Genomic DNA, 25,415 nt, shown 5'->3' with positions numbered 1-25,415 from the left:
CTCCCCATTATTCTCTGGGTTGCAAGGGGGCGGTCTTGCGCCGCCGCCCTGCCATTCTCGTCAGGTCAGAACTTCGCGCCCACCGTCACGCCATAGGTGCGCGGGTTGCCGATGTGGTTGTAATCGAAGCCGAAGCCCGCCAGCAGGTCCACGCGCGAGGTGAAGTACAGCTTGTTGCCCAGGTTCCTGCCCCAGACCGAGGCGTTGAACCGCCCATCCTCGCTTTCCCAGTCGATGTGCCCGCCCACCAGCGCATAGCTCGCCATGCGCAGGCGTGGCACGTTGATCACCTCGAAGAACTGGCTCGCTTGATAGGCAATCTCCGGATGCACCGAGATCTCGCCAAAGCTGCCCTTCACCACTGTCAGGTCGATCCCGGCGTTGAACGTCAGGCTCGGCGCGTTGGACAGCCGGTTGCCCGAAACGTCCACCCCGCTCACCGTGCCGGTCTTGATCTTGGTGGACAGCAGCCCCAGCCCGCCATGCAGGGTAAAGGCGTCGCTGGCCCGCACCGTCAGTTCCGCTTCCGCGCCATAGATGCGGCTCTTGGGAATGTTCAGCAGCGTCTGCGCCGCCGTGGTCGGGTCCACGTTGATGAACTGCTGGTTCTTGTAGTCGTAGTAGAACGCCGCCATGTTCAGCGTAACCCGGCGGTCCCAAAACTGGGTCTTCGCCCCCACTTCATAGGAAGTCACCTGCTCGGCCTTGGCCACGCTCAGCTCGCTCGGGTCGAAGAACGCCTGCGCGTTGAAGCTCGGCGCACGATACCCCCGGCTCACGCTGGCATAGAGCAGGTCCCCGCTCGCCAGCTTGTAGTCGAAGCCCAGCTTGCCCGAAACATTGTTGGTCTTGAACCGCAGCGCAGACAGCGGGATCAGGTTGGTCACCAGCACGTCGTCATAGCCGAAGGCGTTGCTGACAAAACCCGTCTGGTCGCCGGTATCGTGGGTATAGCGCAGGCCACCGCGCATCGTCAGCGCATCGGTCAGCTTGTATTTCAGGTCGGTATAGAGCGCAAAGCTCTTCTTCAGCTGGTCGAACCGGTTGGAAACCTTGCACGCCAAGGGGAAACCGGCGGCGCAGTCGGCCGCATCGATAACCCCGTCCTCGTTCACGTCCACGTCGGTCGCGATTTCGAACGATGTCGAGTTGAACACCTTCTCACGGTTGTAATAGGCGCCCAGGATGAACTCGAACGGCCCGCCGAAATTGCTGGTCAGGCGCAGGTCCTGCGCAAACTGGCTGGCCTTGTCGTAATACGGGATCTCCAGCAGGCGCGATGCCGTGCCGTCGGTGTCCTCGCGGAAGAACAGCGTGCCCTTGTCATAGCTGGTGATGCTGGTCACCGTCAGGGTGTCGGAAACGTCGATATTCGCGGTCAGCGCCACCGATGTCGTCCGCGCCCGCCGGCGATCGGGCACGTCGCTGGCGATCTCCCAGGTTGAAAGGCCCGGCCGGTTCACCGCTTCGGGCTGGGCATAGATGCCATAGTTGCGCGGGTTCTGGAACGAATGCGACGCGCGGAGCGTAAATTTCACCCCGTCCACCGGCTCCCACTTCAAGGTGCCGCGCACCGCCCATTCGCGCGTTTCGGCCAGGTCCGGCATCCCCGGCACCACGTTCTTGAACCAGCCGTCGGCGCGGGCAAACGTGCCCGCCACGCGCAGCGCCGCCTTCTCGCCCAGCGGCACGTTCACCGCGCCATTCACATCCACGCGGTTGTAATTGCCGTACCCTGCGTTGATGTATCCGCTGGTCTCGCCCAGCTTGGCATCGCGGCTGATGAGGTTCACCGCGCCGCCGGTGGTGTTCTTGCCATAAAGCGTGCCCTGCGGCCCGCGCAGCACTTCCACGCGCTCCAGGTCATACATCGCCACACCCAGGAACGCGAAGTTGCCCTTGTAGACTTCGTCGTAATACGTCGCCACCGGGCTGGACTGGTTGAGACTGTAGTCCGACATCGAAACGCCGCGCAGCGCAAAGATCGGGGTGTTGTCGCCCACGATGCTGGTCAGTTGCAGGTTGGCGACCTTGGTCACCAGGCTGTCCACGTTGGTGATGCGCGATTTGGCCAGCTGTTCGCCCCCCACGGCGGAAACCGAGATCGGCACGGACTGCAGGTTTTCCGATCGCTTGGCCGCCGTCACCACGATCTCGCCCGGCGCCATCTCCGCCTCGGCCTGCGCCGCCTGCGGCGCGTCCTGCGCAAGGGCCGGATGCGCCATCACCAACGCCGCCAGCGCCACTCCACCCAGAAACTGCTTCCCCATGGACTTCCCTCCGATCCGATGCGTTTGTTGTGTTCAGTCCTGCTTGTCTGAAAACCCTGCTACCAGGCGCGCTCTCGTTGCGGCGCGCTCCAGCCGCAGGGGGTGTTGCCGCAGCCTGCCCAGTTCCTCCGCCGTATAGGGGCGGAAATTGCGGGGCATGTGCTGCGGGTCGAACTTGTACAGCGTCCAGTTGACCAGGTTGGCCAGCCTCCGGTCATCGAGGTCCACCGTCGCCACCCCCGGCACCCGGCCGATGAACTCGCGCCCGCCGTCCACCGAAAGGAACCGCGCCACGATATGCTTCATCGGGGGGTTCGACCGGTCGTCGCCGCTGCCGTCGGGCCGGTGGCAGCCCTGGCATTTCAACTGGTAGTCGGTGCGCGCCTGATACGCGTCATAAACCCCCGGAATGGCCTGCTCGCCCGCCCTTGCGCCCACGGCGATCAGCGCCAGGCCCAGCGGAAGAAGCAGCAGGCCGGCGTTCATTTCCCGCCCGCCCCGGCATGAAGCTTGCCAACCTCGGCGGGGGAAAGGCTCGCGCCGCTCGCCCGCAGCCTGCCCACTTCGGCTTCGCTGAAGGCCTTGAACGCCGGCCCGGTCTTGCTCGCCTGCGTGCCCACGTGGTTCAGCACCGCCGCGATGCCTGCATCGTCGATCGTGCCGTGCGATGGCATCACCCCGGCATAGGGCTTGCCCTCCACCGTCAGCGGCCCCATCACCCCGCGCGTCACCGCCAGCACGATATAGCGCCGCCCGGCATCCTTGGTCGCCAGCGCGCGGAAATCGGCGTTCAGTGGCGGATAGACCCCCGGCACGCCCGCACCGGTCTTGGTGTGGCACGCCGCGCACCGCGCAAACAGCGTCGCTCCGTCCGGCGCCCCGCGCACCGGCAGCACCGCCACGCCCAGCGCCATCGCGGCCACCGGCAGGATGGCAAAAGCCCTCACTTCGGCTGCTCCAGCGCCACGCCGATCACCGCCGCCACCGAACAGTTGTAGACACTGCTTTGCGAACCCAGGCACCAGTTGTAGTCGTTGTTCGATTGCGGCCGCACCTGCGGGCGATCGCCCTCGTTGCGGTTGCACAGGCACTGCCCGCACGAACTCGTGCCGCAGCAGTCGTTGTAGCTGATCACGTATGCGCGCCCGTCTGCCGGGTTGGTGCAGGTGCCGATCCACGTGATCGGGCTCATTTCCGTGCCGGGCGGGCAGGTGTTCACCGATCCGCCGCAGCACGAACACAGGAACCCGTCGATCGCGCAATAGCGCCAGTAATCGCAGCTCGACTGGTCGCCCGGGTCCTGCTCAAGCCCGCTGGTCATCGGCGGGCGTGCCGCCCCGCCGGGGTGCGCCCCGTGGCCGCCTTCCCCACCGCCGCTGGCGGCGCGGGCCACCGGCAGCACCGGAAAGGCCGCCGCCCCGGTCATGCCCGCGCCCAGCAGCGCCAGCAAGGACCGGCGGCTGGTGCCCCGCGCCACGCCGCGGGCAAACTTTTCCGTCAGCTTGTCGAACCGCATGTCTCAGGCCTCCTTCTGGCGGCGGGCAAGGAATTCCTGGATCGAGGCCACGCCCCGCTCCTTCGCCTCGAACAGGCTTTCAAGATGTTCGCGGCTGTTCACGAGGCCCAGCGAAGCAACCCGCCCCTCCTCGTCCAGCAGCACGGCATAGGGCAGCTTGGCCACGCCGAACGCGCGCCCCAGCGCCTCGCTCAGCACCACCGGCAGGCTGTCGAGCCCGTGTTCCTTCACCATGGCGCGATAGCCCGGCTTGCCGCCGTCCCCGGCCACCACCACGTCCAGCCATGCGGCCTCGGCCTTCGCCGCGCTGCGCACCACGGGCAGCAGGCTCTTGCACATCGGGCAATCTGGAGAGGCAAAGAACAGCAACTGGCTGCGCCCGTCCCGCTTGCCTCCGATCGGCACCGGCGCGCCGTCCATGTCGGCCAGCGTCATCGGCGTCGCCTTTTCGCCCAGCGCCACGTTCTGGTGCAGCGTCAGCGCGCCCGCAGGGGCGATGCGCTCGTGCAGGATGCCCACCTGCCGGGCCAGCGCCGCGATCAGCAACGCCTGCACGATCACCGCCGCCCACAATAGGATCTGGCTGGTCAACATTACACGGTCCTCCAGGCAGGGCGGGGTATCGCCAGCAGCTCGCTGGCCCCCAGGTAAAGCGCCAAAAGGCCGGCAGCGGCGAACGGCGCATCAAGCGTCACCGGCGCTGCCGGCAGGGTGGAAACAAACGCCGCCAGTGCCGAAAGCACCGCCGGTCGCGCCGCCAGCACGGCCGTCACCGGCTTGGCCCGCGCGTTCAGGTCGCATCCGCAATCCAGCGTTTCGCCGCGGCGGCGCACCAGCATGAGCGTATAGCCCGCCCAGAGCACCGTCGCGGCGATCCCTCCTGCAACCCGAAGGGGTTCGATCAGCAGGCATACGGCGGCGATCAGCTCCACCGCGCCTGCCAGCACCAGCAGCACCGGCCCCAGCGCAGGGCTCGCACCGACCAGCCTGGACGCCGCTGCCGCCAGCCGCTCGCGCGCCATGGCCTTGTGCAGCGCCGATCCCGCCAGCAGCATCGCGCAAAAGATCGTCAGTGCGGCCATCAGGGGTTCTGCACCAGGATCGGGTTCGCCGCCGCCGTCGCGCCCAGCGTGCGCACAAAGGTGCCCGTCGTCGCGTCATAGACGTCGACCACCGCATCCGCCCGCGCCGCGATCAGCATCGGCTTGTCCTCGCGGGTCAGGCCGATCGCCACGGTCTGCCCCTGCAGCGCGATGCGCATGGTGCGGACCTTCTTCACCGGGTCCACCACCCACACTTCGCTGCCGCCATCCTTGTGGCTGCCTTCCTTGCCGTATGGGCTCATCAGCACATAAAGCTTGCCCGCCGCATCGGCGTTGATCACCTGCCAGCCGCCCGGCCGCCATTCCGGCTGCCCGCCCTCGGCCGTGCCCACGCTGAACATGCCCGGCAGCGGCTTCGCCACCGTGCCGGAAAGGTCGATGCCCTGGATCATCCCGTGGAAGCTGACGAACCAAGCCGTCTTGCCCACCATCGCCGGCGTGCCGAACAGCGCCTGCTTGTCGATGTCCTGCACCTTGGCAACCGACTTGCTCGAAGCCGCCGCGCCATTGGCGTCCAGCGTCACGCTGAACAGCGATCCATCGGCGCACAGGCTGGTAAAGCCGCGCTCGCCGGTGGGATAGATCTGCGCACAGCCCGGCAGGTCGATCTCGTTCAGCACCTTGCGGTTCACGAGGTCCACCACCGTCACCGACTGCGCCGGGGTGAAGTTGGCGATCAGCGCCCATTGCCCGCCGTTGGTGAACTGGAACAGGTGCGGATAGGTCACCGATTGCTGGCGCTTGCCACCGGGCAGCACGATCTCGCCCTTGGGCTCCAGCGTGGCCATGTCCCAGATGGTGATCGCATCGGTCCGCTCGCCCCGCGTCAGCCGGGGATAGAACGTCTCGGCGGTATAGATCTCGCCACGCTCGCGGCTGCTCAGCATGTTGGCAAACTGCGATGCGCGGATCAGGCCCTTCAGCGGCTTCACCGGGTCGGCCGTGTCCACCACCGCGATCCGCCCGTCCACGATCGACATGAAACGGAAGTCATGCAGCATAACCCAGCTCGCCGGCCACTGCGCCGGCAGCTTCGCCACGCTCGGCAGGGCCTCTTCGGCCAGCGGCTGCGGAAACGGCGTTCCCGCGGCCAGTGCGGTCGTGCTGCACAATGCTGCGCAGGCCATTCCTGCTGCAAGCGCGAAGGATCGCATCTGTCTATCCCCTTCCAGGCGGTCACCCCCCGCCTTGTTTCAGCAGAATGACGCAGCAGGGGTAAACCTGTCAATTGACCTAAATTTGTCGGATGACATAGATTGCAACCTGTTCTATTGTGCCACCACGACCGGAGCAAAACCTTGCCAAATCAAGACATTGCAATCCCCACGCTGGAAACTGACCTCGTCCTGCCGGAACGTGAAGGCGGCTATGCCAAGGGGCATGAAACGCGTGAGGCGATCCTGCGCACCGCGCTCTCCATCCTGATCGAGGAAGGCTACCCGGCTCTGTCGATGCGCCGAGTCGCCAAGGAATGCGGCATGAAGTTCGGCAACCTCACCTATCACTTCCGCAGCCGCGAAGACCTGATGCGTGAACTGTTCGATGCGGTGATCCGCTCCTACGAAGTCGAATTCCTCGCCATCGCCCAGATGCCCGGCGCCGCTCCCGAAGACCGCCTGCGCCGCGTCTGCCTGCTCATCCTTGACGATATCCGCACCAAGAAGACCACGCACTTCTTTCCCGAGATCTGGGCACTGTCCAACCACGATCCCTTCGTCTTCGAGCGCATGCAGGAACTCTATGTCCGCGCCCGCGCGCCCCTCCTCTCGATCGTGGAGGAAATGCGGCCGGACCTGCGGCATGAAGACTGCGAAACCGTCGCCCTGTTCATCTCGGCCAGCATGGAAGGCACCACCATGTTCGCCGGCCACGGCAAACCCTTCGAACCCCGCATGAAGCAGATTGAAGACATCGCCGTGGAAAGCTTCATCCACCTCGTGCGCACCTGGAAGCGGTAAGGCGCACCTGAATTCTCCCGTCCCGCCTGCGGGAGGGGTCGGGGGTGGGCCCTTCCAAATTGCCAACCGCAGCTACCTGTCAGCAATCCACCCCAGGCCCAGGCCGGTCAGCAACCCGGCCATCCCGATCAGCAGCGCATAGACCGCGCCCCACATCATCAATCGCGGCGGCCGCGCCAGATCGGGCCGCCCCTCTGGCCAGCGCACGTCCATCTGCGTGCCCTCGGCCGGCGTGCGGCGTGCGGAATACACGGCATCCACCACCTCGTGCTCCTGCCCCTCGAACACGAAACGCAGCACCGGCGCATAGGTTACGCGCCCATCCTCGCGTGACGAGCGATAGCCGACCACCTTTGCCGACGCCCGCCGTGATGGCCGTGTCAGCCGCAACCAGTCATGCCGCCCGATCGCCCACAGCGAAAACAGGCACAGCGCCACCCCGCTCCAGATGAAGTAGTCCCTCATGCTGCAGCCTATAGCGCGACGCGGTTACAAAAGTGCTGTTGCGGCCATTGCCACCCATGAAGCCCCGGTCCCCGAACCTGCCGGCTGGCCTATCCGGCGGCTTCAGCCAACGTGCGGTTGGCGGGCAGGAAGGGGCACGTATCCTCCTTCTCGGCCATGTCGAACACGAACAGCATCTTGGCCAGGCCGCCAAGATAGCTCATCACCGTGCCCAGCTCGAGGATCTGCGCATCGTCAAAGTGCTCGTGCAGCCTGGCATAAAGCTCTGGCTCCAGATGCCCCTGGATATTGGTCATCAGGAACTGGTCCGCCAGTTCCAGCACCGCGATCTCGGCCTCGCTGAAGATCGAACGGTCGCCCTCGATGGCGTTCAGCTGCTCTTCGCTGTAGCCCACTTCCTTGGCGCCGATGGTATTGCCCAGGTTGCAGCTGCGGCAGCCATGGCCAAGGCTCATGCGCAGCCGCGCGAGATGCTTCAGCTTTACATCGACGCGACCGCCGTAGAAAATCTTCTCGTAGAAATCGATCATCGTGAAGTCGAGCAGTTCAGGCGCGTGCGCACCTTTCTCGATGAAACCGGCCTGTCCCGTCAGCTTATGGACGAAGTCCCAATCCTGCTGGAGCTTGGGAGAAAGTTCCTCGCGGCGGAAACTCCTGATCGTATCAGCCATGCATCTTCTCCTGCCAACGCTGCCCGTTCGATCACGCAGTGTTTTTCTGCACGAATTCAGCAGTCTATTGGCAAGGAGGCTATCATGGCGGCGGACCGCCCCGGCCTGTCCAATATGCTAGGCGGCGTGGCCGTACGTATGCCGCGACTAACAGGCATGAGGAGCCGTTCATCCGAATTGCCCTAGCCGCGCACCACCCGGCCCCGCTCACCCTGAACCGGCCAAGAACGGGAAGGATGCCGGGCCTCCCCGGCAGTCCGTGAAGCGGTCGTTGGGCAAGGTCTCCGGGAGGGGGGCTACGTGTCTCGCTAAATGACCGGCTTTGGGTGGGAAGCTGTCATCATTTGGTAGGTGGGCTTTCAAAGTCCAGAGAGCCACACTGACCGCAGTGCTGGGGAGGAATGAACGGTCCAATAGTCCTGTTGAAGAAAAAACGCCCTCGACGGAGCCAAATAACGCCACCACAGTTGAGGCATCGTTCCATATACATCGAAGCCATCAAGCCGATGGCAACTGCAACGCACAGCGCCTGCAGGCCAGGAGTCTTCGCCTGCGTTGCGATGACTGCCGTGAGAAAAAGTAGGAATACACTCATCTTGTGTCGGGCTAACAACGCATCCCGGCGCGACGCAACTTTTGGTCCAGACATCAAGCGCCCCCCCCCTGAAAATCGTCGGGCACTCTGGCGACACCGCGCACTGTGTGCAAGTGACGTAAGCAGACATCTCGCGAGTTTGCACCCTGCTAAATCGCGACGGCCGAAAGTGGTGGGGAGCGGACATTGCAGCCAAGCGGTATGGCAGTATTATCGACTTATGCGCGCGACCCTTCCCAAAAGCGTTGGCCTTGGCGGCGACGGTGACGAGATAGTCGCCATAGACGACGTTGAACGCACCTTCGGGGTGACGCTCAACAAGGCGGACGCGGCGCGTTGGCTAACCGCTGGCGATGTGTTCGTATCGCTGTGCAAAGCGCTACCTGCTGACATGCGGAATGACGACCTATGGCCTCATTTTGCTGAGGTTTTGACAAGCCAAACCGGCGTTGACCCGAAGGTAATCGAGAAAGACAGCCCCCTGCTGTCGCAGTCGCGACTTTGGGTCCAAGTTGCAGACGGGTTGGCAACGGTCTGGATTGCCGCAGCGGTCGGGATGCTGGCGCTGATAGGTTGTTCGCTGCTCTAGCACGCCGATGTCCGCAAGTAGGCGGGAAAAGACGTACAAATTCCCCCTGCTTCATCATTCCGGCGAAGGAGGGAATCCAGCGCGTGCCCACACCCATTGGCATCACCGGTGCGGCCAGTGCCAAGGCCACGGTCTCGCATCGTCCAGACTGTCGACAGATACGTGCAGCCTACCGGTCAATAACAGACGCGTCTGTTATCTATGATTCCGTTTTCCTACACGCCTTCATCCATGCATAATGCAGGCAGATCGGCTCCTTGAAATCGGTAGACTCCTGCTCAAGCGATTGAAAAATCGCTCCAACCTCCTGCGCGCCCGATTCGTCCGCCGGGGCCCTGCGCACCCCGCCGGCGGTCGCACGCAATTCACCCCATTGGACAGTGTCAACCGTGTCAACCTCGCCTGCGTGGTCTACACCGCCAGCGCAGGCAGTTTCCGCCGCGCGATGGCCTCCGCCTCGCCCGCCGCAACGCCCAGTCCGCGCAGCACGGCGGCGGCGATCTGTTCGGGGTAGTCCTTGGCCGTGCCCTCGCGCAGCATCGTGGCGATCGCGGCGAGCGTGGTGCCCAGCACCACGTCGCGGCCCACCGCCGGCGCGGTCAGGTCCAGCACCCCGGCGTCGATCCCTTCCACCACGGTGATCTCGGCCTGCCGGTGCGTCTCCGCGCCGAAGATCACGCCGTTGGCGGACAGGTTCACCAGCGACCAGCCCCAGCCCGGCACCTCGCCCACCCGGCGCAGGTAGAACCGCACCGCCGCGCTCGCCCGCTCCCGCGGGTCGGCCAGCAGCGCCACGGTGCGCGTCACGGCAGAGAGGAAATCGTGCACCACCTCGTGCGTCACCGCCTCGCGCAGTTCGGCCATGCCGGAAAAGTGATCATAGAACGTGGCGCGCGTGATCCCCGCCCGCCGCGCCACATCCTCGATCCGGGTGAACAGGCCGGCTTCCTCGCCAAACAGCTCGAACGCCGCCGCCACGATCCGCGCCCGCGTCCGCGCCCGGCGCATCCGGCCCACTTCCGCGCGCCGTTCCCGATCGACAGTCAGAGCTTCCATCCCCGCCCTATGCCCGCTGCGCGCGGCTGCGGCAACGAGGCCGTTGCCATCGCGCCGCCCCGCCCTATCTACGGGCCGTCTTCCCCACCTCCTCCCAAAGGATCTCCCCGCATGACCCGCAGCACCCCCCGCCCCGTCCATCCCCAGTTCCTCGAACGCTGGTCACCCCGCGCCTTTGACGGATCGGTGCTGGACGAAGAGACGCTGCTGACCCTGTTCGACGCCGCGCATTGGGCGCCGTCTGCCTTCAACTACCAGCCCTGGCGGTTCGTGTGGGCGTTGCAGGGCGATGCCAACTGGGATGCGCTGCTCGGCCTGCTGGTGCCCGCCAATGCCGCCTGGGCCAGCAAGGCCGGGGCGCTGGTCTTCGTGCTGTCTGACAGGCTCTTCGTCTCGCCCATGAACGGGGAAACCAGCCCGGCCACCACGGCCAGCTTCGATGCCGGCGCGGCCTGGGCCAGCCTGGCGCTGCAGGCGCATGCCATGGGCCTGCACACCCACGCCATGGCCGGCTACGACCACGCCCGCGCGCCCGATGTGCTGGGCGCGGGTGAACGGTTCAAGGTGGAAGCCGCCGTCGCCATCGGCCGCATCGGCAACCGGGAAGACCTGCCCGAAGCCATGCAGAAGCGCGAGTTCCCCAGCCCGCGCAAGCCGGTGGAAGAGATCGCCTTTGCTGGCAAGCTGACCGAAGGCTGACCCCGCCCAACAAAAATTGTCCTGCAACAGCAACCACTTGCTCCCTCGCCGGATTGATTTGCCTTTGCGCGCTTGGTTCACCCCGGATTGGAAGGGGAACGAACCATGCGCGCATTCTCGATACCGCTGCTGGCCACCGCCACGGCGCTGCTGCTGGCGGGCACGGCCCACGCCTCCACGCTGATCCTCGGCGCGACGGTCTATGACGGATCGGGCGCGCCGGGCCGACAGGTGGCGGTGCGCTATGACGGGGACCGCATCGTCGCGGTCGGCCGCCTGAAGCCGCACAAGGGCGAAACGGTGGTGCGCGCCAGGGGCCTCGCGCTCGCCCCCGGCTTCATCGACAGCCACAGCCACCATGACCGGGGCAACTATGCCGACCGGTCCATGCCCCCGCTGCTGGCGCAAGGGGTGACCACCATCGTCGTCGGGCAGGACGGAGACAGCGACGCCCCGTTCGCCAGGGTGGCCGCAGACTTCGAGGCCCGGCCCGCGGCGATCAACGTGGCCAGCTACACCGGGCACGGCTACCTGCGCGATGCGGTGCTGGGCAAGGACTTCAAGCGCACCGCCACCCCGGCCGAGATCGCGGCGATGCAGGCGCTGATGGAGGCTGACATGAAGGCGGGCTCGCTCGGCCTGTCCACCGGGCTGGAGTACGATCCCGGCATCTATTCCGACCGCGCCGAGCTGATCGCCCTTGCCCGCACCACTGCGGCGGATGGCGGGCGCTACATCAGCCACATGCGCAACGAGGACCTGGGCTTCCAGGGCGCGCTGGACGAGCTGATCGACATCGGCGCGCAGACCGGCATCCCGGTGCAGGTATCCCACATCAAGATCGGCGCGGTCGACCGCTGGGGTACGGCCAAGGCCGTGCTGGCCAGCCTTGACGCCGCCCGCGCCCGAGGGGTGAAGGTGACGGCCGACGTCTACCCTTACGAATACTGGCAGTCGACGCTGACCGTGCTGTTTCCCAAGCGCGATTTCACCGACATCGAAGCCGCCCGCTTTGCCCTGACCAAGCTGACCACGCCCGAAGGGATGCTGCTGGACTTCTATGCGCCCGAGCCAGCGTTCGAGGGCAGGACCATCGCCCAGATCGCCGCCGACCGGAAGGAAGAGCCCGCCGCCACCTATCTCTGGCTGATCCAGCGGGCCGAGGCGTGGCGCGCGGCGCATCCCGGCCAGCGGACCGAGTCCGTTATCGGCACATCGATGGCGCCGCAGGACGTGGCCGACTTCGTGGCCTGGCCCGAAAGCAACCTGTGTTCCGATGGCGTGGTGGGATCGCGCCACCCGCGCGGCGCGGGCGCCTTTGCCAAGATGATCCGGCTCTATGTGCGCGAACAGCACCGCCTGACCATGGCGGAGGCGATCCGCAAGATGACATCGCTTTCCGCCGAACATGTCGGCCTTGCCGGGCGCGGTCGGGTGAAGCAGGGGTACAAGGCGGACCTGATCCTGTTCGATCCCGGCACCTTTGCCGATCGCGCCACCGTGCAGACGCCGGGGGCGCTGGCGGTGGGGATGAACCGCGTCATCGTGAACGGGCAGACCGTCTATGCCGATGGCAAGCCGACCGGCGCGTTTCCCGGCCGCTTCCTGAAGCGGGGACAACCGTGATCGACCGGCGCGGGGCGCTGCAGGGCGGCGCGGCGCTGATGGCGCTGGCGGGCACGGGACTGGCGGGCAAGCGGGCGCAGGCCGCGCCGGTGCTGCCAGCCAGCAACAACGGCATGACGCTGGCCAGGGCCCAGCGCCGCAATGGCTGGATCGAGGTGGATGCCGCCGCGTTCGAGGCCAACATCGACGCAGTGTGCAGCCTGATCGGGCCTTCTGGCCTGTGTGCGGTGATGAAGGCCGACGCCTATGGCAACGGCATCGCGCTGCTGATCCCATCGATCATCCGCAAGCGTGTGAACCTTGTCGCCATCACGTCGAACGACGAGGCGCGCGTCGCCCGCGCGCTGGGCTATCGCGGGCGGCTGATGCGCATCCGCACCGCCACGCCCGAGGAAATGGAGGACGGCTTTCCCCTTCGCATCGAGGAGATCGTGGGCAACCCGGCACTGGCCGCACGGCTGCAGGCGCTGTGGACGAAGCGCGCCAAGGCCCCGTTGCCGGTGCATATCGCGCTGAACGCAGGCGGCATGTCGCGCAACGGGGTGGAGCTTTCCACCGCCTATGGCCAAGCCGATGCGCGCGCGCTGCTGGCGCTGAAAGGGCTGCGCATCGTTGGCGCGATGACACACTATCCCAGCGAGGAATCCGACGATATCCTTGGCCAGCTGCGCGCCTTCAACGCCAATCTGGACTGGCTGCGCGGCGAGGGCCTTACCGGGCCATTGCTGCGCCACACCGCCAACACCTTCGCCACGCTGCAGCATCCCGAGACCCGCCTGGACATGGTGCGCGTGGGCGGCGCGATCTATGGCGATCCGGGATCGGTGAAGACCGACCGCTTCGTGCCCACGATGGCGATCAAGAGCCGGGTGGCCGCGGTGAACCACTATCCCGCCGGGCAAACGGTGAATTACGACCGCACCTTCAGGCTGGAACGCGAAAGCTTCCTCGCCAACGTGCCGATCGGCTATTCCGACGGATACCGTCGTAGCTTCAGCCACGCCAACCGGGCCGAATTTCCCAAGGAGAGCGGCAACCGCACCGAAGTGCTGATCCGGGGACGCCGTTTTCCCGTGGTGGGCCGCGTGACCATGAACACGATGATGGTGGACGTGACCGGGTTTCAGGACGGGGTGGCCATCGACGACGAAGTGGTGCTGTTCGGCGCGCAGGGGCAGGACCGCATCACGCAAGCCGAGTTCGAGGCGAACAGCAGCGCCTATGCACCAGAGATGCTCGCCGTGCTGGGCGCCGCCCTGCCCCGCGCGCTGAAAGTTACTTGATCAGGCGCGCGCTCTGCACGGTCAGCGCGAACAGCGCGGACAGCGCGGTGGAAATGCTCTGGTCCGCGGTCACGGTATAGACCAGTGGCGAACCGTCAGCCGCCGTGGATGCGCAGCTTTTCAGCGCGGGCAGCACGTTGGGCAGGTAGGGCGCCACGTTGGTCTGCGACCAGCTGTCTCCGGTCAGCGATTCCGGCAGATACTCGGTATAGAGGATGGCGATCTTGATGCCGCGGTTCTTGATCGCGGTGCAGTTCGTCAGGTTCGTGGCGCTGAGTTCACGGTTGCGGCGGCCCCCGTTGATCTGTTCATCCACCACGCCATCGGTCACGATCATCATGACCTCCTGCGGGCTTGTGGACGAAGCCCCATCGCCGGGGTTCGGCATGGCGCTGCTCATCGACAGCAGCATGTTGTTGAACTCGGTCGCCTTGTCGCCAATGTTCAGCGTCGATGTCGGGCTGTTGTTGGCATACCACCAGTCCTGTGTGCTATCGAGGTCGGGCACATTGGCCGACGTCAGGCTGTTGACGTCGGTCATCGTGGAATGCTGCACCACGGGCGAGGACTTGCCCGTATGCGTCCAATCGAAGCTGAAGAACTGCAGCTTGTAGGTCACGTTGTTGCGCGCGGCCTGGGTCTGTGAATAGGGGATCAGGTCCTTGGCCGCCTGCGTTTCTTCCTGCACGCGCAGCGTGATGGGCGAAGCGGTGGTGTAGATCGTGGTATAGTTGTGGGTCAGCCAGTAGCCATCGGCGTAATAGCCGGTGACCGACTTGTTCTTGTTGCTCAGGTCCTTGTAGCTGATGGTGGACAGCGACCCGGAGGCGGAGATCGACACGTTGGTGCCCATCTTTGTTCCGGTCTTGTCGTAGAGGACCTTGCCCCCCTGATCGATGCGATACCACACGCCATAGCCGCTGTTGCCACTGGTGTAGAAATTCGGATCGATGAACACGTCGCGGCCCGACAGATCGCGCACGTTGATGCCGTCGCTCTTGGGCAATTGCGCATGGCAGGCAAAGGCGCAGCCGGTGGCGGCGCGGATGTTGTTCAGCCCCGTGCTCGTCGCCGGCAGCAGCATGGAGGGCGATTTGTCCATCACCAGGAAGAAATTGATGTGCGGCGCCTGCGTGGCATAAGCGACGGACGAGCCCGAGACCTTGAGCGAAGTGACGCCGAGGATGCCCGAAAAAATATTGAGCGAAAGCGCGCGGAACTTCACCGTAACCGTGCGGCCCAGGTTCAGGCCGCCCTGGTCGACAACCGAGATCGAAACGTCGGTGTTGGGGTTGTAGGTCTTCGACTGGAACGAGGCGACCTGCGCGTTGAAAACCTGCTTGGCGGCCGCCTGCGCCGCGGAGCCGCTTTTCTGGATGTAGAAGGAATCGGTGGCCGCCAGTGCCGCCGCGTCGGCCGCGGCAGACATCTTGGTCTTCAGCATCATCGCGCGGGCATAATCGATCGACAGGCCCAGCGCGAAAATGGTGGGGAACATCGCCAGCGCCGTGATCATCATCACGTTGCCGCGCGTGTCACGCCGCAGGCGCGCCATCAGGGAGGCGAGCAGCTTCATCCCAGCGGCACCGAATCCGACAGGCGCGGCAGCATGTAGACCTTGGTGTAAAGCTTGGGCGCCTTCATGATCGTGGCGCCGAACAGCGGGGTGTAGGCATAGCTGACCTCACCCATCAGGAAATAGGCGCCGGCCTTTACCGGGCTGGTGGTGGGCAGCATTTCGGTGGGGGCAAGATTGGTTGGCAGTGCCACGGCGGTGCCGACGGTGAGGGCCGTGCCGTTCTTGGCCTGGCTCCAGATCACCTTGCCGGTGCTGGCCCCGGTCACCTGGATTTCCGAGATCCGCATAGACCCCTTGGCCGTGGCATAGGGTGCAAGTACCAGCGCGCTGTTGTTGAGGATGTTGGTCAGATCGGCGGTCGTGACTGCGGGATAGCGCGAGGTGACGTCGGTCAGGGTGCGGGCCACGCGGGTGACCTTGCGGTTGCAGGCGGCGACATCGCTGATCGTGTAGGCCCCGCAATAAAGCAGGATCAGCACGGGCGCGGCCAGCGCCAGTTCGGTGACAGCGGTGGCGGTGCGATCGGCGCGCAGGCGGCGCAGCATGGTGGCAAGGCAGCCCTGAAGCCGGCGCATCAATAGCCCTCCGTCTTCATCACGGAGGTGGCCAGCAGCATGCGGCGCGATTTGGGCTGGTTGGCGATGTTGAAGCCGAACATCGAGATGACCGGCCAATTGTACATCAGCCGCACCACCACGATCGCGCCCTGAGTGCCGGGCGTGTAGTTGAAGGTGTTGGTGACGTTGCCCTTTGCGTCATACGTGAAGGTGGGCAGCTTCAGCGCGGTGGACGAATAGGTCGTACTGCTGGTGACGTCGACATAGAGGTTCGGGCATTCCAGCATCGGCGGCAGTACGCTGCAGGCATAGGCCTTGAACTGCTGCTGCGGAGTGGTCACGACATTGCCCTTGGAATCCTTCACCCCGGTGAAGTTGGTCTGCGCCTGCCCGGTCATGATATAGCGCGCGCTGGATTCCGAAGCCGTCTCAAGCCCCTGCTGCGCGAAATAGACCAGCGCGATCTCAAGCGTGGGAATCAGCAGCGCGATCAGCACCGGGGCCGCGAGCGCGAACTCGATGACTGCGGCGGCCTGCCGGTCGGCAGCCAGGTTGCTGAAACAGCGGGCAAATCGAGCCCGCCACGTGGGGCGAAGCAATTGCCTTCTCCATGCATAGGCGCATGGATCGCCTTAGGTTCGCATCGTTAAATCCGACCGGGGGGCAGGATACGCAATTCCCCTCATGTCATGGAAAGGGGCATTTCCACCACGTGCCCGGCCAGGCGTTCCACCTCGGCACGCTGGTGGCTGACCAGCAGCATGGGCAGGCGCAATTCGTCGCGAATGCGCTCGATCACCGCCATCACTTCTTCACGCCGTGGGGCATCGAGCGCGGCGAGCGGTTCATCGAGCAGCAGCACGCCCGGCCCGCTCAGCAAGGCGCGGCCGATGGCGACGCGTTGCGCCTCCCCGCCGGAGAGCGTGCGCGGCATCCGGGCAAGCAGGTGTTCGATACCCAGGAAGGCGCAGGCCTCGTCCAGCGCCATGCGCAGGCCGGGACCGGGATCGGCGCGGTGCCCATAGAGCAGGTTCTGGCGGACGGTGCGGTGCGGAAACAGCCGCAGGTCCTGGAACACGAAGCCGCAGCCGCGCCGTTCGGGCGGGAGATTGATGCGGGCCGTGCTGTCGAACAGCGCCTCGCCCGCCACGGCGATGCGGCCGCGATCGGGGCGCAGCAGGCCCGAAACCGCCTCGAGCACGCTGGTCTTGCCTGCGCCCGAGGGGCCGAACAGCGCGGTGACGGGTGCATCGCTGCGGAACCGAACGGCAATCTGGCGCCCGCCACGCGTAAGGGAGAGATCCACGTCAAAGGACATGGCCGTGCCTTCCCATGCCGGTGCGGCGGCCCAGCGCCTCTGACGCCACCAGCGCGGCGAGCGACAGCACGACCGAGATCGCGGCAAGGCGCCAGACCATGGCATCGCCCCCCGGCGCCTGCAGCGCGGCATAGATCGCCAGAGGCAAGGTTCTGGTTTCACCGGGAATATTGGACGCAAAGGTGATTGTTGCGCCGAATTCACCCAGCGAGCGGGCAAGCCCCAGCACCACGCCGGCCAGCACGCCGGGCAGCGAGAGCGGCAGGGTGATGGTGGCGAAGGTGCGCCACGGCCCTGCGCCCAGCGTGCGCGCAGCCTGTTCCAGCCGCGTGTCCACCGCCTCTATCGACAGGCGGATGGCGCGGACCATCAACGGCAGGCTCATCACCGCGGCCGCCAGCGCGGCCCCGGTCCAGCGGAAAAGCAGCGTGATGCCAAACACCTGGGACAGGACACGCCCCACTGGCCCGGCCGGACCGAACGCGATCAGCAGCAGCCAGCCGGTGACCACCGGCGGCAGCACCAGCGGCAGGTGGACCAGCGCATCGAGCAGCACGATTCCCCGGAACCGCCCCCGCGCCAGCACCCAGGCCAGCACGAAAGCGACCGGCAGGGTCAGCGCAATGGCCACTGCCCCCACCTTGAGCGAGAGCGCGACGATCTGCCATTCCTCGGCCGAAAGCACCGCCGCCCTCCCCTGAACACCACAGCGGCATAGCCAGCCGCAGGGCCGGGTTCAACCGGGCTCAACCACGCCTCAGTCGCTTTCAGCCCCTGGTCAGTCGATTTCAATCTACGGCGAAAGACGAGCTTGCCTCACCCGCGCAGGCCCGGCAAACGCAGGACGGGATCGTTCAGGGGACACACAATGGCCAAGTACCGCATCGGCCTGCTTGCACCGCTCGCACTGGCAATGCCAGGCGCCGCACACGCGCAGGAGGCCGCCCCCGACAGCGCCAGCCTGAGGCTGAGCCTGGGTGGCACCTATGCCAGCGGTGATTACGGCGGCACCGCAACCACCCGCGTCTATTCCGCCCCGCTTTCGCTGCGGCTGAGCCAGAAGCGCTTCACGCTGCGGGTTACGGTGCCGTTCGTGCGGATCGAGGGGCCGGGCACGCTGGTGGATTCACCGCAGGGGCGCGATGGCGGCGCGGTGGACAGCGGCGTGAGCGGCAGCGACGACGGCATCGGCGGGACCGAGACCGAGACCGAGATCGAGGATGATTCCGGCAGTGGCGGCGGCGGCGGGGATGACTGCACGCCGGTGGAGGCTGCGGCAACTTCCGGCAGCGACGACAACAGTGGTGGGAGCGGCGGGAGCGGCAGCGACGATGGCGGCGGGCAGTGCCAGACCGAACGGCTGGCGGCAGCGGCGCTGATCGCCGGGCCTTCGGGCTCGCGCAGCGGGCTGGGCGATGTGTCGGTGGCGCTGGGCTATGGGCTGGACCTCGGCACGCTGGCGCAGCTTGACCTGGGCGCGCGGATCAAGGTGCCGACGGCATCGCGCGCCAAGGGCCTTGGCACGGGGAAGACCGATGTGACGCTGAGCGCCACGCTGTCCCGCCATGTGGGCCCGGTGACGCTGTGGGGTGGGGCGCGGCGGAGGTTGGTAGGCAAGGCGCTGGGCCTGCGGCTGCGCGACACCTGGGGCGCCAGCGGCGGGGTGAGCCTGCGCGCCAGCAGCGCGATTTCGCTGGGCGTGGATTACGACTGGCAGCAATCCGTGACCGGGCGGCGCCCGTTCAGCGAGTTGACCGGATGGGCCGGGGTTTCGCTGAACCAGCGGCTGCGGCTGAACGCCTATGCAGGAGCAGGCCTGAACCAGCGCAGCGCCAACTTCCTTGGCGGTCTGACGCTGACCTGGAAGCTGAACTGAGGCCTATTTCCAGCCACCACCGATAAGGCGGGCTTCCGCCCCGGCATCGACCGGATCGGACGCGCCCAGACGGCGATAGGCGCCATCGAGCGCCGCGCCTTCAGGGCCGGACGCCATGGCGATGCCATCGGACGACTGCGGCTGGCCAGCGGGAGCGGCGCCTTCACCCTCGGTGGTCCAGCGTCCTGCGCCATTGCGGCAGGCGAGCGCGATGCTGCCGGCGCTGCGGTATTCGCGGCACCAGCGGCCATCGGCGGCGCGCACGGTGAGCGTGGGTTCGATGCGCCGCCCGTCGGGCAGCGTGGCACTGGCCAGCGAGGGGGTGCGATCGAGCGCCTGCGACAGCGGATCGACCGGAGCAGGCCTGCCCAGCATGACCGCCAGCGCGATGCCCGCCGCCATGGCGGCACCGCCCCACGGCGCGAACCGGCGCCAGCGCGCGGGCTGGTTGTCATTGGCGGCAAGCGACGAAGCGACAGCCGGCTCCGGTTCAAGCCCCATCTTGCGCAACAGCGCCGGATCGATCGGTGCCTCGGCAACGGGCGCGAAAGCATCGGCGATCAGCCGGTCATTGGCGCGCCATTCCTGTTCCAGCGCACGCAGGGCGGGATTGGCGGCGAGTTCCATGGCGAAGGCCTGCGCCTCCCCTTCCGGCAGTGCGCCATCGAGCCAGGCGGCGAGGCGGTCTTCCTGTTCGGGCGTCACGGTCATGCCACGGCCCTCCGTCCCAATACGTCGCCGATGCGCGAGCGGGCGCGGGCGAGCCGGCTCATCACCGTGCCGATGGGAATGCCCAGCGTTTCGGCCACTTCACGATAGCCCTGCCCTTCGACCACGACGAGCACGAAGACGGCACGCTGGTCTTCGGGCAATTGCTGCAGCGCGTGCTGCGCCACGGCCAGCTCCGAGCGGTTTTCGACCAGAATGCGCCCATCTTCGCCCGCCACGTGCAGCAGTTCATCATCGGGCAGGTGCGCCCCGCGACGGCGGGTGCGGCGCACCGCATCGATGTGAAGGTTCTGGGCGATGCGGAACAGCCAGCTGTCCAGCCGCGTCTGCGGATCGAACTGATCGCTGCGCGCAAGGGCCCGCTCCACCGTGGCCTGCATCAAATCGTCTCCATCATCGGCGTTGCCAGTCATCGCCTGGCAGAAACGGCGCAGGCGCGGCAACGCGGCCACGATCCGGGCGCGCATCAGACCATCCCCTGCAAGGCTTCCATCAGACCCACGACCCTACAACGCCGACCAACGTCGACTATTCCCCATCGGCGTGAAGGCAGGCTAAACAAAATTGCGTTAACGCGGAATAGGGCGAACGGGCGTGCGTTATGATGGCATGTGGGGCACGAGGTACTTAACGGCGGCCATGCTCGCCATGACGCTGCACGGCGGCGCCATCACCTGTGCCCGCGCCGCGGAACCGCCAGAAGTGGAAGAGCGCGAAGTGGAGGTCGAGCGCCCCGAGAGGCCCGAAACTGAAAGGCCCGAAACCGAGCGACCCGAACGGGAGCGTGAAGAGCGCGCCGAGCGCAGCGAGAACGAAAAAGGGATGGACGATGCGACCGACCGCCTGATGGCGGGTGCGGACCTGATCGACATCCTGGCGCGGGACGAATGGCCCGACCGCGACGACGCCGGTTTTCCCGTGCGGCGCGGCGAAGTGAGTGCGATGGATCTTTCGTCAGACGCCATCGCCCGCCTGGGCGCGCAGGGCTTCAAGGTGATATCCGACCAGACACTTGCATCCTTGGGCCATCACATCGTGCGCCTTTCAGCTCCGGCGGGGCTGAGCCTGAAAAATGCACGCGCCGCGGTGGCGCAGGCCGATCCGGCGGCGACCGTGGACTTCGTCCATTATTACGGGCTGGGCGTGGCCGGCGGTGGCAAGCCGCGCAAGGCGAAAGGCGCCAGTGCGCAGCCGTCTGCCAGTGCCGATGCCTTTCGCGTGGGGATGATCGACACCGATGTGGCAGGGCACCCCGCGCTGGCTGGAGCTAGGGTGGTGACCTGGGCGGCAGGCCGCACGCCCGGCGCGGCGACGGCGCACGGCACGGCGGTCGCCTCAATCCTGGCGCAGGCGGGGCAGCCGACAATCTATTCCGCCAACATATTTCGCGGGCCCGCAGCGAAGCCTTTCACCTCGGCCGATGTGCTGGCCGACGCGCTGGAATGGGTGACGGCGCAGGGCCCGACGGTGATCAACATGAGCCTTGCCGGCCCGCGCAACGCGGTGATCGACCGGCTGATTGCCGACATGATTTCCAAGGGCCGCGCCATCGTGGCCGCAGCGGGCAACGGTGGGCCATCCGCCCCGCCCGCCTATCCCGCGGCGCTGCCCGGCGTGATTGCCGTGACGGCGGTGGACAAGGACATGCGCATCTATCGCTATGCCAACCGAGACGCATACGTGGACCTGGCCGCACATGGCGTGGATGTGCCGGCCGCAAATGCTGCCGGCGGAACCGGGCGCTTTTCGGGCACATCGTTCGCCACGCCGCGGGTAGCCGCGTGGATGGCGCGCTGCACCGCTGCTGGATCGGACGCTGCAACATGCCGTGCCCGGCTGGAAAAGAGCGCGCGCGACCTGGGCCCGCAGGGACGCGACGATACCTATGGCTGGGGTTTTGTCGGCTAAGCCGCAGCGGATACCGCAAAATCAGTCATCCCTAATATGCAGTAACCCTTAGTCCTGCGATTTCGTCAACCGGCCACGGAATAACTGCCGATCCTGGTCCGTTGTAGGGGCGAATGCTGCGCCAACAGCGTGGCCGGGATGACAGGAGATTGACGGGATGGGTACGTTCACCGGCACCACGGGCGCCGACAACCTGACGGGCACCGACCTTGCCGACGTGATGAGCGGCGGCAGCGGTGACGACATCCTTACCGGCCTGGGCGGCGACGACAAGATCGACGGTGGCAAGGGCGCCGACACGATGACCGGCGGGCTGGGCAACGACACCTACTTTGTCGACAACGTGGGCGACAAGGTGATCGAGGCCACCGGCCAAGGCACCGACACGGTGAAGGCGAGGATCAGCTGGACACTGGGTGCCAACATCGAGAACCTGTATCTGATCGGCAGTGCAGCGATCAACGGCACCGGCAACGATGCGGACAACAAGATGTACGGCAACGCCGCCACCAACACGCTGAGCGGGCTGGGCGGAAACGATTACATCAGCGGCGGCGCGGGTGCCGACACGATGATCGGTGGCCTGGGCAACGATACCTACATCGTCGACAACGTGGGCGACACCTGCACCGAAAATGCCGGTGAAGGCAGCGACCAGGTGAGAGCGAGCGTGAGCCATACCCTGGGCAACAATATCGAGAAGCTGCTGCTGACCGGCGTGGATGCAATCGACGGGACGGGGAACGGCCTGGCCAACACGATCACCGGCAATGCCGCCGCCAACACGCTGACCGGCCTTGGCGGAAACGACAGGATCGACGGTGGTGCGGGCGCGGACCACATGAATGGCGGCGCGGGCAACGACACGTTCTATGTCGACAACGCCGGAGACGTATGTGGCGAGAACGTGGGCGAAGGGACCGACACGGTGAACGCCAGCGTGAGCCACGTGCTGGGGGCCAATATCGAGGCCCTGATCCTGACCGGTACCGCCGCCATCAACGGCACGGGCAACACCGGCGCAAATACATTGACCGGCAATGATGCGGTGAACGTGCTGTCGGGACTTGCGGGCAACGACACTATCCTTGCCGGTGGCGGGAACGACACGATCACCGGCGGCACGGGCCTTGACGTGATGACCGGCGGCGCGGGCAACGATGCATTCGTGTTCACCGCGCTGGGCGATACCGGCAAGACGACCACCACGGCAGACGAGATCGTGGACTTCACCAGCGGCGACAAGGTGGACCTGCACCTGATCGACGCGGTGGTGCAGGCCAGCGGATATGGCGAGGCGGGCGACCAGGCCTTCGTCTTCATTGGCCAGAACAACTTCCACAACCATACCGGTGGCGAGCTGCGCTACATGGTCTCGGGCGGAAACACCTACATCATGGGTGAGGTGAACGGGGACACCACGGCGGACTTCGTGATCCGATTGGACGGCACGCACACGATTACCTCAGCCGACATCGTCTTGTGACACGCAATTGCCTGGACGCCGGGGGGCCAAAGGAAGGGATCATAATGAATACCAGCAATTTCACGCGCCGCGCCATGCTGGCGCTGGGCAGCGCGCTCGCCCTGGCAGGCGCCCTGCCCGCAGCCACCACCGCGCAGGCCGCAGAGGCTGCGGGGCTCGACCTCTCGCGCTACAAGGGCAAGGTCGTGCTCGTCGATTTCTGGGCATCGTGGTGCGGCCCTTGCAAGCAGTCGTTCCCGTTCATGCAGGGCCTGGCCGGCCGCTATGGCGCGAACGACCTTGTGGTGCTGACCGTCAACGTCGACCGCCAGCGCCCCGCCGCCGACGCCTTCCTGCGCCAGGTCCGCTCCACCCTGCCGGTGGTGTGGGACAGCAAGGGCGACATCGCGCGGGCGTGGAAAGTCAATGACATGCCGACCTCGCTGGTGTTCGACCGCGACGGCAAGATGCGCTTTCGCCACCAAGGCTTCTTCCCCAACAAGGCCGCCGAATACGAAGGCCACGTGGCCCAGCTGGTGCGCGAAAAGTGAGGCGGGCGGCGATCAGGCAGGCGGTGCTGATGCTGGGCGCGGCGCTTTCGCTGGGCGGCTGCGCGCACATGGGGGCCGAACCGTGGCAGCGCGACGTGCTGGCGCGCAAGTCCATGCAGCTGGCGCGTGAACCGGCGATCCTTTCATTCGACGAGCACACCTATTTCAGCAAGGAAGCCGCTTCGGGTGGCCGCAGCTTCGATGGCGGAGGCTGCGGATGCAACTGACCGAAGGAAAGGTCGCCGCCGCGCTTTCGCTGCTGGCGGCGGGCCTGCTCGCCCCGATGGCGGGCCATGCGCAGGAAGCGAGCGGCGGCACCGATGCCGGCGTCTCTGCCCCGCAGCGCGCGCCCAACGCCTATGACGAGACGGCGAGCGAGCCCGGCACCCTGGTGGCCGACAGCGCGGTGCTGTTCTACCAGGAGGATGACGACCGCGTCCGCGCGATCGAGGCCGAGGCGGGGCTGACGTGGAACCGCTCGAACGGCTCCACCTTCTCGATCAAGGGCACGTTCGACGCGCTGACCGGGGCGACGCCCAACGGGGCGATCCGATCAAACAGCGTGGAACGCTTCGAACCGCCGCAGCAGAGGGCCAAGGCCGCCGATGGCGAGCTGTGCCCGATCGACGGCTGCACCAGTTCATCGGGCACCTATACCATCGAGCCGGGAAAACTGCCGGTGGACAAGACCTTCCACGACCGGCGCTATGCCGTTGACGTGGGCGCGACCGTGCCGGTGGCCGAAGGGCTGAAGCTGAGCGTGGGTGGCGGCTACAGCCACGAGTTCGATTTCACCTCGCGATCGGTGCGCACCACCTTGGCCAAGGAGCTGTTCCGCAAGAACACCACCGTCTCGCTCGGCTTCAACTACGAATACGACACCATCCGCCCGTACTTCGGCATTCCCGACGCGCTGGGCGACATGGGCAGCTATTCGGTGGGCAAATCGCGGCTGAAGAAGGTCTACAACGTGGTTGCCGGGTTCACGCAGGTGCTGACGCCGGAATGGCTGGTGCAGCTGAACTACAGCTATGGCCACAGCACGGGTTACCACACGGACCCGTACAAGCTGATCTCGCTGGTGGACCGCAGCAGTGGCGATCCGTTCTTCTCGCTCTATGAACGCCGCCCCTTCGAACGGAACCGGCACTCGGTCTATTTCGGCAGCAAGCTGGCGCTGGGATCGTTCGTGACGGATGCTTCGGCGCGGTGGTATCGCGACAGCTGGGGGATCAAGTCGGTGACCTTCGCCCTTTCGGAGCACGTGCCGATCGGCCGCAGCTTCTATCTGGAGCCGGGGGTGCGCTGGTATCACCAGACGCAGGCGAATTTCTTTCGCTACTTTCTCTATCTGGACGAGCCGACGCCCAGGATGGCCAGTTCGGATTCGCGGCTCAGCCGGTTCGGGGCGTGGACGCTGGGGCTGAGGGGCGGCGCGAAGGTGGCTTCGAACATCGAGGTCTATGGCTCGGCCGAGCGATACTGGCAGTATGGCCTGCACTTCGACCGCACCCTGCCGGGCAACCTGGCGACGACCGACCTGTTCTCGGGCTCCAAGTCGATCAGCGTGGTCGGCGGCGTGCGCGTGACCTTCCGTTGAG

General features: G+C 66.1%; 28 protein-coding genes. 11 read left to right on the top strand and 17 right to left on the bottom strand.

All coding sequences use genetic code 11. The features are described 5' to 3' along the window. Nucleotides 1-65 precede the first annotated feature (65 nt). From POM99_RS01080 to POM99_RS01050, 7 genes are read right to left on the bottom strand one after another with little or no spacing between them, the layout of a single operon-like run. Complete coding sequence (locus tag POM99_RS01080) at nucleotides 66-2,270, bottom strand: TonB-dependent receptor (protein ID WP_277274888.1); 2,205 nt, start codon at nucleotides 2,268-2,270, stop codon at nucleotides 66-68. Nucleotides 2,271-2,303: 33 nt separating this feature from the next. Then, nucleotides 2,304-2,756, bottom strand: a complete 453-nt coding sequence (locus POM99_RS01075) for a cytochrome c family protein (RefSeq protein ID WP_277274887.1) — start codon at nucleotides 2,754-2,756, stop codon at nucleotides 2,304-2,306. Next, nucleotides 2,753-3,217 (bottom strand): c-type cytochrome, encoded by a 465-nt coding sequence (locus POM99_RS01070; protein ID WP_277274886.1) that lies wholly within the window; start codon nucleotides 3,215-3,217, stop codon nucleotides 2,753-2,755. Before POM99_RS01070 ends, POM99_RS01075 begins: the two co-directional genes overlap by 4 nt. Continuing rightward, the gene (locus tag POM99_RS01065) at nucleotides 3,214-3,786 is read right to left on the bottom strand and encodes a methylamine dehydrogenase light chain (RefSeq protein WP_277274885.1); all 573 of its coding nucleotides are present in this window, start codon (nucleotides 3,784-3,786) and stop codon (nucleotides 3,214-3,216) included. The genes POM99_RS01070 and POM99_RS01065 overlap by 4 nt, the downstream gene beginning before the upstream one ends. A gap of 3 nt (nucleotides 3,787-3,789) precedes the next feature. Beyond that, a complete protein-coding gene (locus POM99_RS01060) occupies nucleotides 3,790-4,380 on the bottom strand; it encodes a redoxin family protein (RefSeq protein WP_277274884.1) in 591 nt (196 codons plus the stop codon). Then, complete coding sequence (locus tag POM99_RS01055; protein WP_277274883.1) at nucleotides 4,380-4,868, bottom strand: MauE/DoxX family redox-associated membrane protein; 489 nt, start codon at nucleotides 4,866-4,868, stop codon at nucleotides 4,380-4,382. Before POM99_RS01055 ends, POM99_RS01060 begins: the two co-directional genes overlap by 1 nt. Next, on the bottom strand, nucleotides 4,868-6,001 hold the full coding sequence (locus POM99_RS01050; RefSeq protein WP_277274882.1) for an amine dehydrogenase large subunit: 1,134 nt from the start codon (nucleotides 5,999-6,001) through the stop codon (nucleotides 4,868-4,870). Before POM99_RS01050 ends, POM99_RS01055 begins: the two co-directional genes overlap by 1 nt. Before the next feature lie 186 nt (nucleotides 6,002-6,187). Between POM99_RS01050 and POM99_RS01045 the strand changes: the two genes are divergently transcribed. After that, complete coding sequence (locus POM99_RS01045; RefSeq protein WP_277274881.1) at nucleotides 6,188-6,847, top strand: TetR/AcrR family transcriptional regulator; 660 nt, start codon at nucleotides 6,188-6,190, stop codon at nucleotides 6,845-6,847. A gap of 72 nt (nucleotides 6,848-6,919) precedes the next feature. Here the strand turns inward: POM99_RS01045 and POM99_RS01040 are convergent, their stop codons facing one another. Both POM99_RS01040 and POM99_RS01035 read right to left on the bottom strand, forming a co-directional pair. Next, entirely contained in the window at nucleotides 6,920-7,312 is a 393-nt protein-coding gene (locus POM99_RS01040; protein WP_277274880.1) for a DUF3592 domain-containing protein, read from the bottom strand. A gap of 89 nt (nucleotides 7,313-7,401) precedes the next feature. Then, on the bottom strand, nucleotides 7,402-7,983 hold the full coding sequence (locus POM99_RS01035; protein ID WP_277274879.1) for a carboxymuconolactone decarboxylase family protein: 582 nt from the start codon (nucleotides 7,981-7,983) through the stop codon (nucleotides 7,402-7,404). Nucleotides 7,984-8,798: 815 nt separating this feature from the next. On the opposite strand from POM99_RS01035, the gene POM99_RS01030 reads away from it, so the two are divergent. Then, a complete protein-coding gene (locus POM99_RS01030; protein WP_277274878.1) occupies nucleotides 8,799-9,167 on the top strand; it encodes a hypothetical protein in 369 nt (122 codons plus the stop codon). 411 nt (nucleotides 9,168-9,578) lie between these two features. Here the strand turns inward: POM99_RS01030 and POM99_RS01025 are convergent, their stop codons facing one another. Further along, a complete protein-coding gene (locus POM99_RS01025; RefSeq protein ID WP_277274877.1) occupies nucleotides 9,579-10,223 on the bottom strand; it encodes a TetR/AcrR family transcriptional regulator in 645 nt (214 codons plus the stop codon). A 111-nt stretch (nucleotides 10,224-10,334) separates the two neighbouring features. On the opposite strand from POM99_RS01025, the gene POM99_RS01020 reads away from it, so the two are divergent. The 3 genes from POM99_RS01020 (at nucleotide 10,335) to alr (ending at nucleotide 13,831) form a co-directional block, all read left to right on the top strand. Next, nucleotides 10,335-10,922, top strand: a complete 588-nt coding sequence (locus POM99_RS01020; protein ID WP_277274876.1) for a nitroreductase family protein — start codon at nucleotides 10,335-10,337, stop codon at nucleotides 10,920-10,922. Between the two features lie 105 nt (nucleotides 10,923-11,027). Continuing rightward, nucleotides 11,028-12,548 carry an N-acyl-D-amino-acid deacylase family protein gene (locus POM99_RS01015; protein ID WP_277274875.1) on the top strand — a complete coding sequence of 507 codons (1,521 nt, stop codon included), beginning with the start codon at nucleotides 11,028-11,030 and terminating at the stop codon, nucleotides 12,546-12,548. Beyond that, complete coding sequence (alr, locus tag POM99_RS01010) at nucleotides 12,545-13,831, top strand: alanine racemase (RefSeq protein WP_277274874.1); 1,287 nt, start codon at nucleotides 12,545-12,547, stop codon at nucleotides 13,829-13,831. The genes POM99_RS01015 and alr overlap by 4 nt, the downstream gene beginning before the upstream one ends. On the opposite strand, the gene POM99_RS01005 is transcribed toward alr, so the two are convergent. The 5 genes from POM99_RS01005 to modB form a co-directional block, all read right to left on the bottom strand. Next, nucleotides 13,824-15,407 (bottom strand): TadE/TadG family type IV pilus assembly protein, encoded by a 1,584-nt coding sequence (locus tag POM99_RS01005; protein ID WP_277274873.1) that lies wholly within the window; start codon nucleotides 15,405-15,407, stop codon nucleotides 13,824-13,826. The genes alr and POM99_RS01005 overlap by 8 nt on opposite strands. Next, nucleotides 15,404-15,985, bottom strand: coding sequence for a TadE/TadG family type IV pilus assembly protein (locus POM99_RS01000; protein WP_277274872.1), 582 nt, complete (start codon nucleotides 15,983-15,985; stop codon nucleotides 15,404-15,406). The genes POM99_RS01005 and POM99_RS01000 overlap by 4 nt, the downstream gene beginning before the upstream one ends. Further along, nucleotides 15,985-16,566, bottom strand: coding sequence for a TadE/TadG family type IV pilus assembly protein (locus tag POM99_RS00995; protein WP_277274871.1), 582 nt, complete (start codon nucleotides 16,564-16,566; stop codon nucleotides 15,985-15,987). Before POM99_RS00995 ends, POM99_RS01000 begins: the two co-directional genes overlap by 1 nt. An 83-nt stretch (nucleotides 16,567-16,649) precedes the next feature. Further along, the gene (locus tag POM99_RS00990) at nucleotides 16,650-17,285 is read right to left on the bottom strand and encodes an ATP-binding cassette domain-containing protein (RefSeq protein ID WP_277274870.1); all 636 of its coding nucleotides are present in this window, start codon (nucleotides 17,283-17,285) and stop codon (nucleotides 16,650-16,652) included. After that, on the bottom strand, nucleotides 17,275-17,970 hold the full coding sequence (gene modB, locus POM99_RS00985) for a molybdate ABC transporter permease subunit (protein ID WP_277274869.1): 696 nt from the start codon (nucleotides 17,968-17,970) through the stop codon (nucleotides 17,275-17,277). Before modB ends, POM99_RS00990 begins: the two co-directional genes overlap by 11 nt. A gap of 183 nt (nucleotides 17,971-18,153) precedes the next feature. On the opposite strand from modB, the gene POM99_RS00980 reads away from it, so the two are divergent. Further along, nucleotides 18,154-19,161, top strand: a complete 1,008-nt coding sequence (locus tag POM99_RS00980; protein ID WP_277274868.1) for a hypothetical protein — start codon at nucleotides 18,154-18,156, stop codon at nucleotides 19,159-19,161. Nucleotides 19,162-19,164: 3 nt separating this feature from the next. Here POM99_RS00980 and POM99_RS00975 read toward each other — a convergent pair whose 3' ends face one another. Together POM99_RS00975 and POM99_RS00970 are read right to left on the bottom strand one after the other, a co-directional pair. After that, nucleotides 19,165-19,872: an anti-sigma factor family protein gene (locus POM99_RS00975; protein ID WP_277274867.1), complete on the bottom strand. Its 708-nt coding sequence runs from the start codon at nucleotides 19,870-19,872 to the stop codon at nucleotides 19,165-19,167. Beyond that, a complete protein-coding gene (locus POM99_RS00970; RefSeq protein WP_277274866.1) occupies nucleotides 19,869-20,357 on the bottom strand; it encodes an RNA polymerase sigma factor in 489 nt (162 codons plus the stop codon). The genes POM99_RS00975 and POM99_RS00970 overlap by 4 nt, the downstream gene beginning before the upstream one ends. A gap of 172 nt (nucleotides 20,358-20,529) precedes the next feature. Between POM99_RS00970 and POM99_RS00965 the strand changes: the two genes are divergently transcribed. From POM99_RS00965 to POM99_RS00945, 5 genes are all read left to right on the top strand, one after another. Next, the gene (locus POM99_RS00965; protein WP_277274864.1) at nucleotides 20,530-21,798 is read left to right on the top strand and encodes a S8 family serine peptidase; all 1,269 of its coding nucleotides are present in this window, start codon (nucleotides 20,530-20,532) and stop codon (nucleotides 21,796-21,798) included. A 157-nt stretch (nucleotides 21,799-21,955) separates the two neighbouring features. After that, nucleotides 21,956-23,284, top strand: a complete 1,329-nt coding sequence (locus POM99_RS00960; protein ID WP_277274863.1) for a calcium-binding protein — start codon at nucleotides 21,956-21,958, stop codon at nucleotides 23,282-23,284. Between the two features lie 44 nt (nucleotides 23,285-23,328). After that, nucleotides 23,329-23,814 carry a TlpA family protein disulfide reductase gene (locus POM99_RS00955; protein ID WP_277274862.1) on the top strand — a complete coding sequence of 162 codons (486 nt, stop codon included), beginning with the start codon at nucleotides 23,329-23,331 and terminating at the stop codon, nucleotides 23,812-23,814. Then, nucleotides 23,811-24,041 carry a DUF4266 domain-containing protein gene (locus POM99_RS22370; protein WP_277274861.1) on the top strand — a complete coding sequence of 77 codons (231 nt, stop codon included), beginning with the start codon at nucleotides 23,811-23,813 and terminating at the stop codon, nucleotides 24,039-24,041. Before POM99_RS00955 ends, POM99_RS22370 begins: the two co-directional genes overlap by 4 nt. Beyond that, the gene (locus tag POM99_RS00945) at nucleotides 24,032-25,414 is read left to right on the top strand and encodes a DUF3570 domain-containing protein (protein ID WP_277274860.1); all 1,383 of its coding nucleotides are present in this window, start codon (nucleotides 24,032-24,034) and stop codon (nucleotides 25,412-25,414) included. The genes POM99_RS22370 and POM99_RS00945 overlap by 10 nt, the downstream gene beginning before the upstream one ends. The last annotated feature ends 1 nt before the right edge of the window (nucleotide 25,415 follow it).

It is taken from the genome of Novosphingobium cyanobacteriorum, from assembly GCF_029436685.1.
GTDB classification, from domain to species: Bacteria; Pseudomonadota; Alphaproteobacteria; order Sphingomonadales; family Sphingomonadaceae; genus Novosphingobium; species Novosphingobium cyanobacteriorum.
This window is presented reverse-complemented; position numbering and strand designations above follow the sequence as displayed.

Bases quoted from the DNA above. Each gene is read 5' to 3' on its own strand.
- POM99_RS01075 (WP_277274887.1), bottom strand. From the start codon at position 2,756: ATGAACGCCGGCCTGCTGCTTCTTCCGCTGGGCCTGGCGCTGATCGCC.
- POM99_RS01065 (WP_277274885.1), bottom strand. From the start codon at position 3,786: ATGCGGTTCGACAAGCTGACGGAAAAGTTTGCCCGCGGCGTGGCGCGG.
- POM99_RS00955 (WP_277274862.1), top strand. From the start codon at position 23,329: ATGAATACCAGCAATTTCACGCGCCGCGCCATGCTGGCGCTGGGCAGC.
- POM99_RS01005 (WP_277274873.1), bottom strand. From the start codon at position 15,407: ATGAAGCTGCTCGCCTCCCTGATGGCGCGCCTGCGGCGTGACACGCGC.
- POM99_RS01020 (WP_277274876.1), top strand. From the start codon at position 10,335: ATGACCCGCAGCACCCCCCGCCCCGTCCATCCCCAGTTCCTCGAACGC.
- POM99_RS01035 (WP_277274879.1), bottom strand. From the start codon at position 7,983: ATGGCTGATACGATCAGGAGTTTCCGCCGCGAGGAACTTTCTCCCAAG.
- POM99_RS01025 (WP_277274877.1), bottom strand. From the start codon at position 10,223: ATGGAAGCTCTGACTGTCGATCGGGAACGGCGCGCGGAAGTGGGCCGG.
- POM99_RS00980 (WP_277274868.1), top strand. From the start codon at position 18,154: ATGGCCAAGTACCGCATCGGCCTGCTTGCACCGCTCGCACTGGCAATG.
- POM99_RS01055 (WP_277274883.1), bottom strand. From the start codon at position 4,868: ATGGCCGCACTGACGATCTTTTGCGCGATGCTGCTGGCGGGATCGGCG.
- POM99_RS00945 (WP_277274860.1), top strand. From the start codon at position 24,032: ATGCAACTGACCGAAGGAAAGGTCGCCGCCGCGCTTTCGCTGCTGGCG.
- POM99_RS00975 (WP_277274867.1), bottom strand. From the start codon at position 19,872: ATGACCGTGACGCCCGAACAGGAAGACCGCCTCGCCGCCTGGCTCGAT.
- POM99_RS01015 (WP_277274875.1), top strand. From the start codon at position 11,028: ATGCGCGCATTCTCGATACCGCTGCTGGCCACCGCCACGGCGCTGCTG.
- POM99_RS00965 (WP_277274864.1), top strand. From the start codon at position 20,530: ATGCTCGCCATGACGCTGCACGGCGGCGCCATCACCTGTGCCCGCGCC.
- POM99_RS01080 (WP_277274888.1), bottom strand. From the start codon at position 2,270: ATGGGGAAGCAGTTTCTGGGTGGAGTGGCGCTGGCGGCGTTGGTGATG.
- POM99_RS00970 (WP_277274866.1), bottom strand. From the start codon at position 20,357: ATGCGCGCCCGGATCGTGGCCGCGTTGCCGCGCCTGCGCCGTTTCTGC.
- POM99_RS00990 (WP_277274870.1), bottom strand. From the start codon at position 17,285: ATGTCCTTTGACGTGGATCTCTCCCTTACGCGTGGCGGGCGCCAGATT.
- POM99_RS01030 (WP_277274878.1), top strand. From the start codon at position 8,799: ATGCGCGCGACCCTTCCCAAAAGCGTTGGCCTTGGCGGCGACGGTGAC.
- POM99_RS00960 (WP_277274863.1), top strand. From the start codon at position 21,956: ATGGGTACGTTCACCGGCACCACGGGCGCCGACAACCTGACGGGCACC.
- POM99_RS01000 (WP_277274872.1), bottom strand. From the start codon at position 15,985: ATGCGCCGGCTTCAGGGCTGCCTTGCCACCATGCTGCGCCGCCTGCGC.
- POM99_RS01040 (WP_277274880.1), bottom strand. From the start codon at position 7,312: ATGAGGGACTACTTCATCTGGAGCGGGGTGGCGCTGTGCCTGTTTTCG.
- POM99_RS01060 (WP_277274884.1), bottom strand. From the start codon at position 4,380: ATGTTGACCAGCCAGATCCTATTGTGGGCGGCGGTGATCGTGCAGGCG.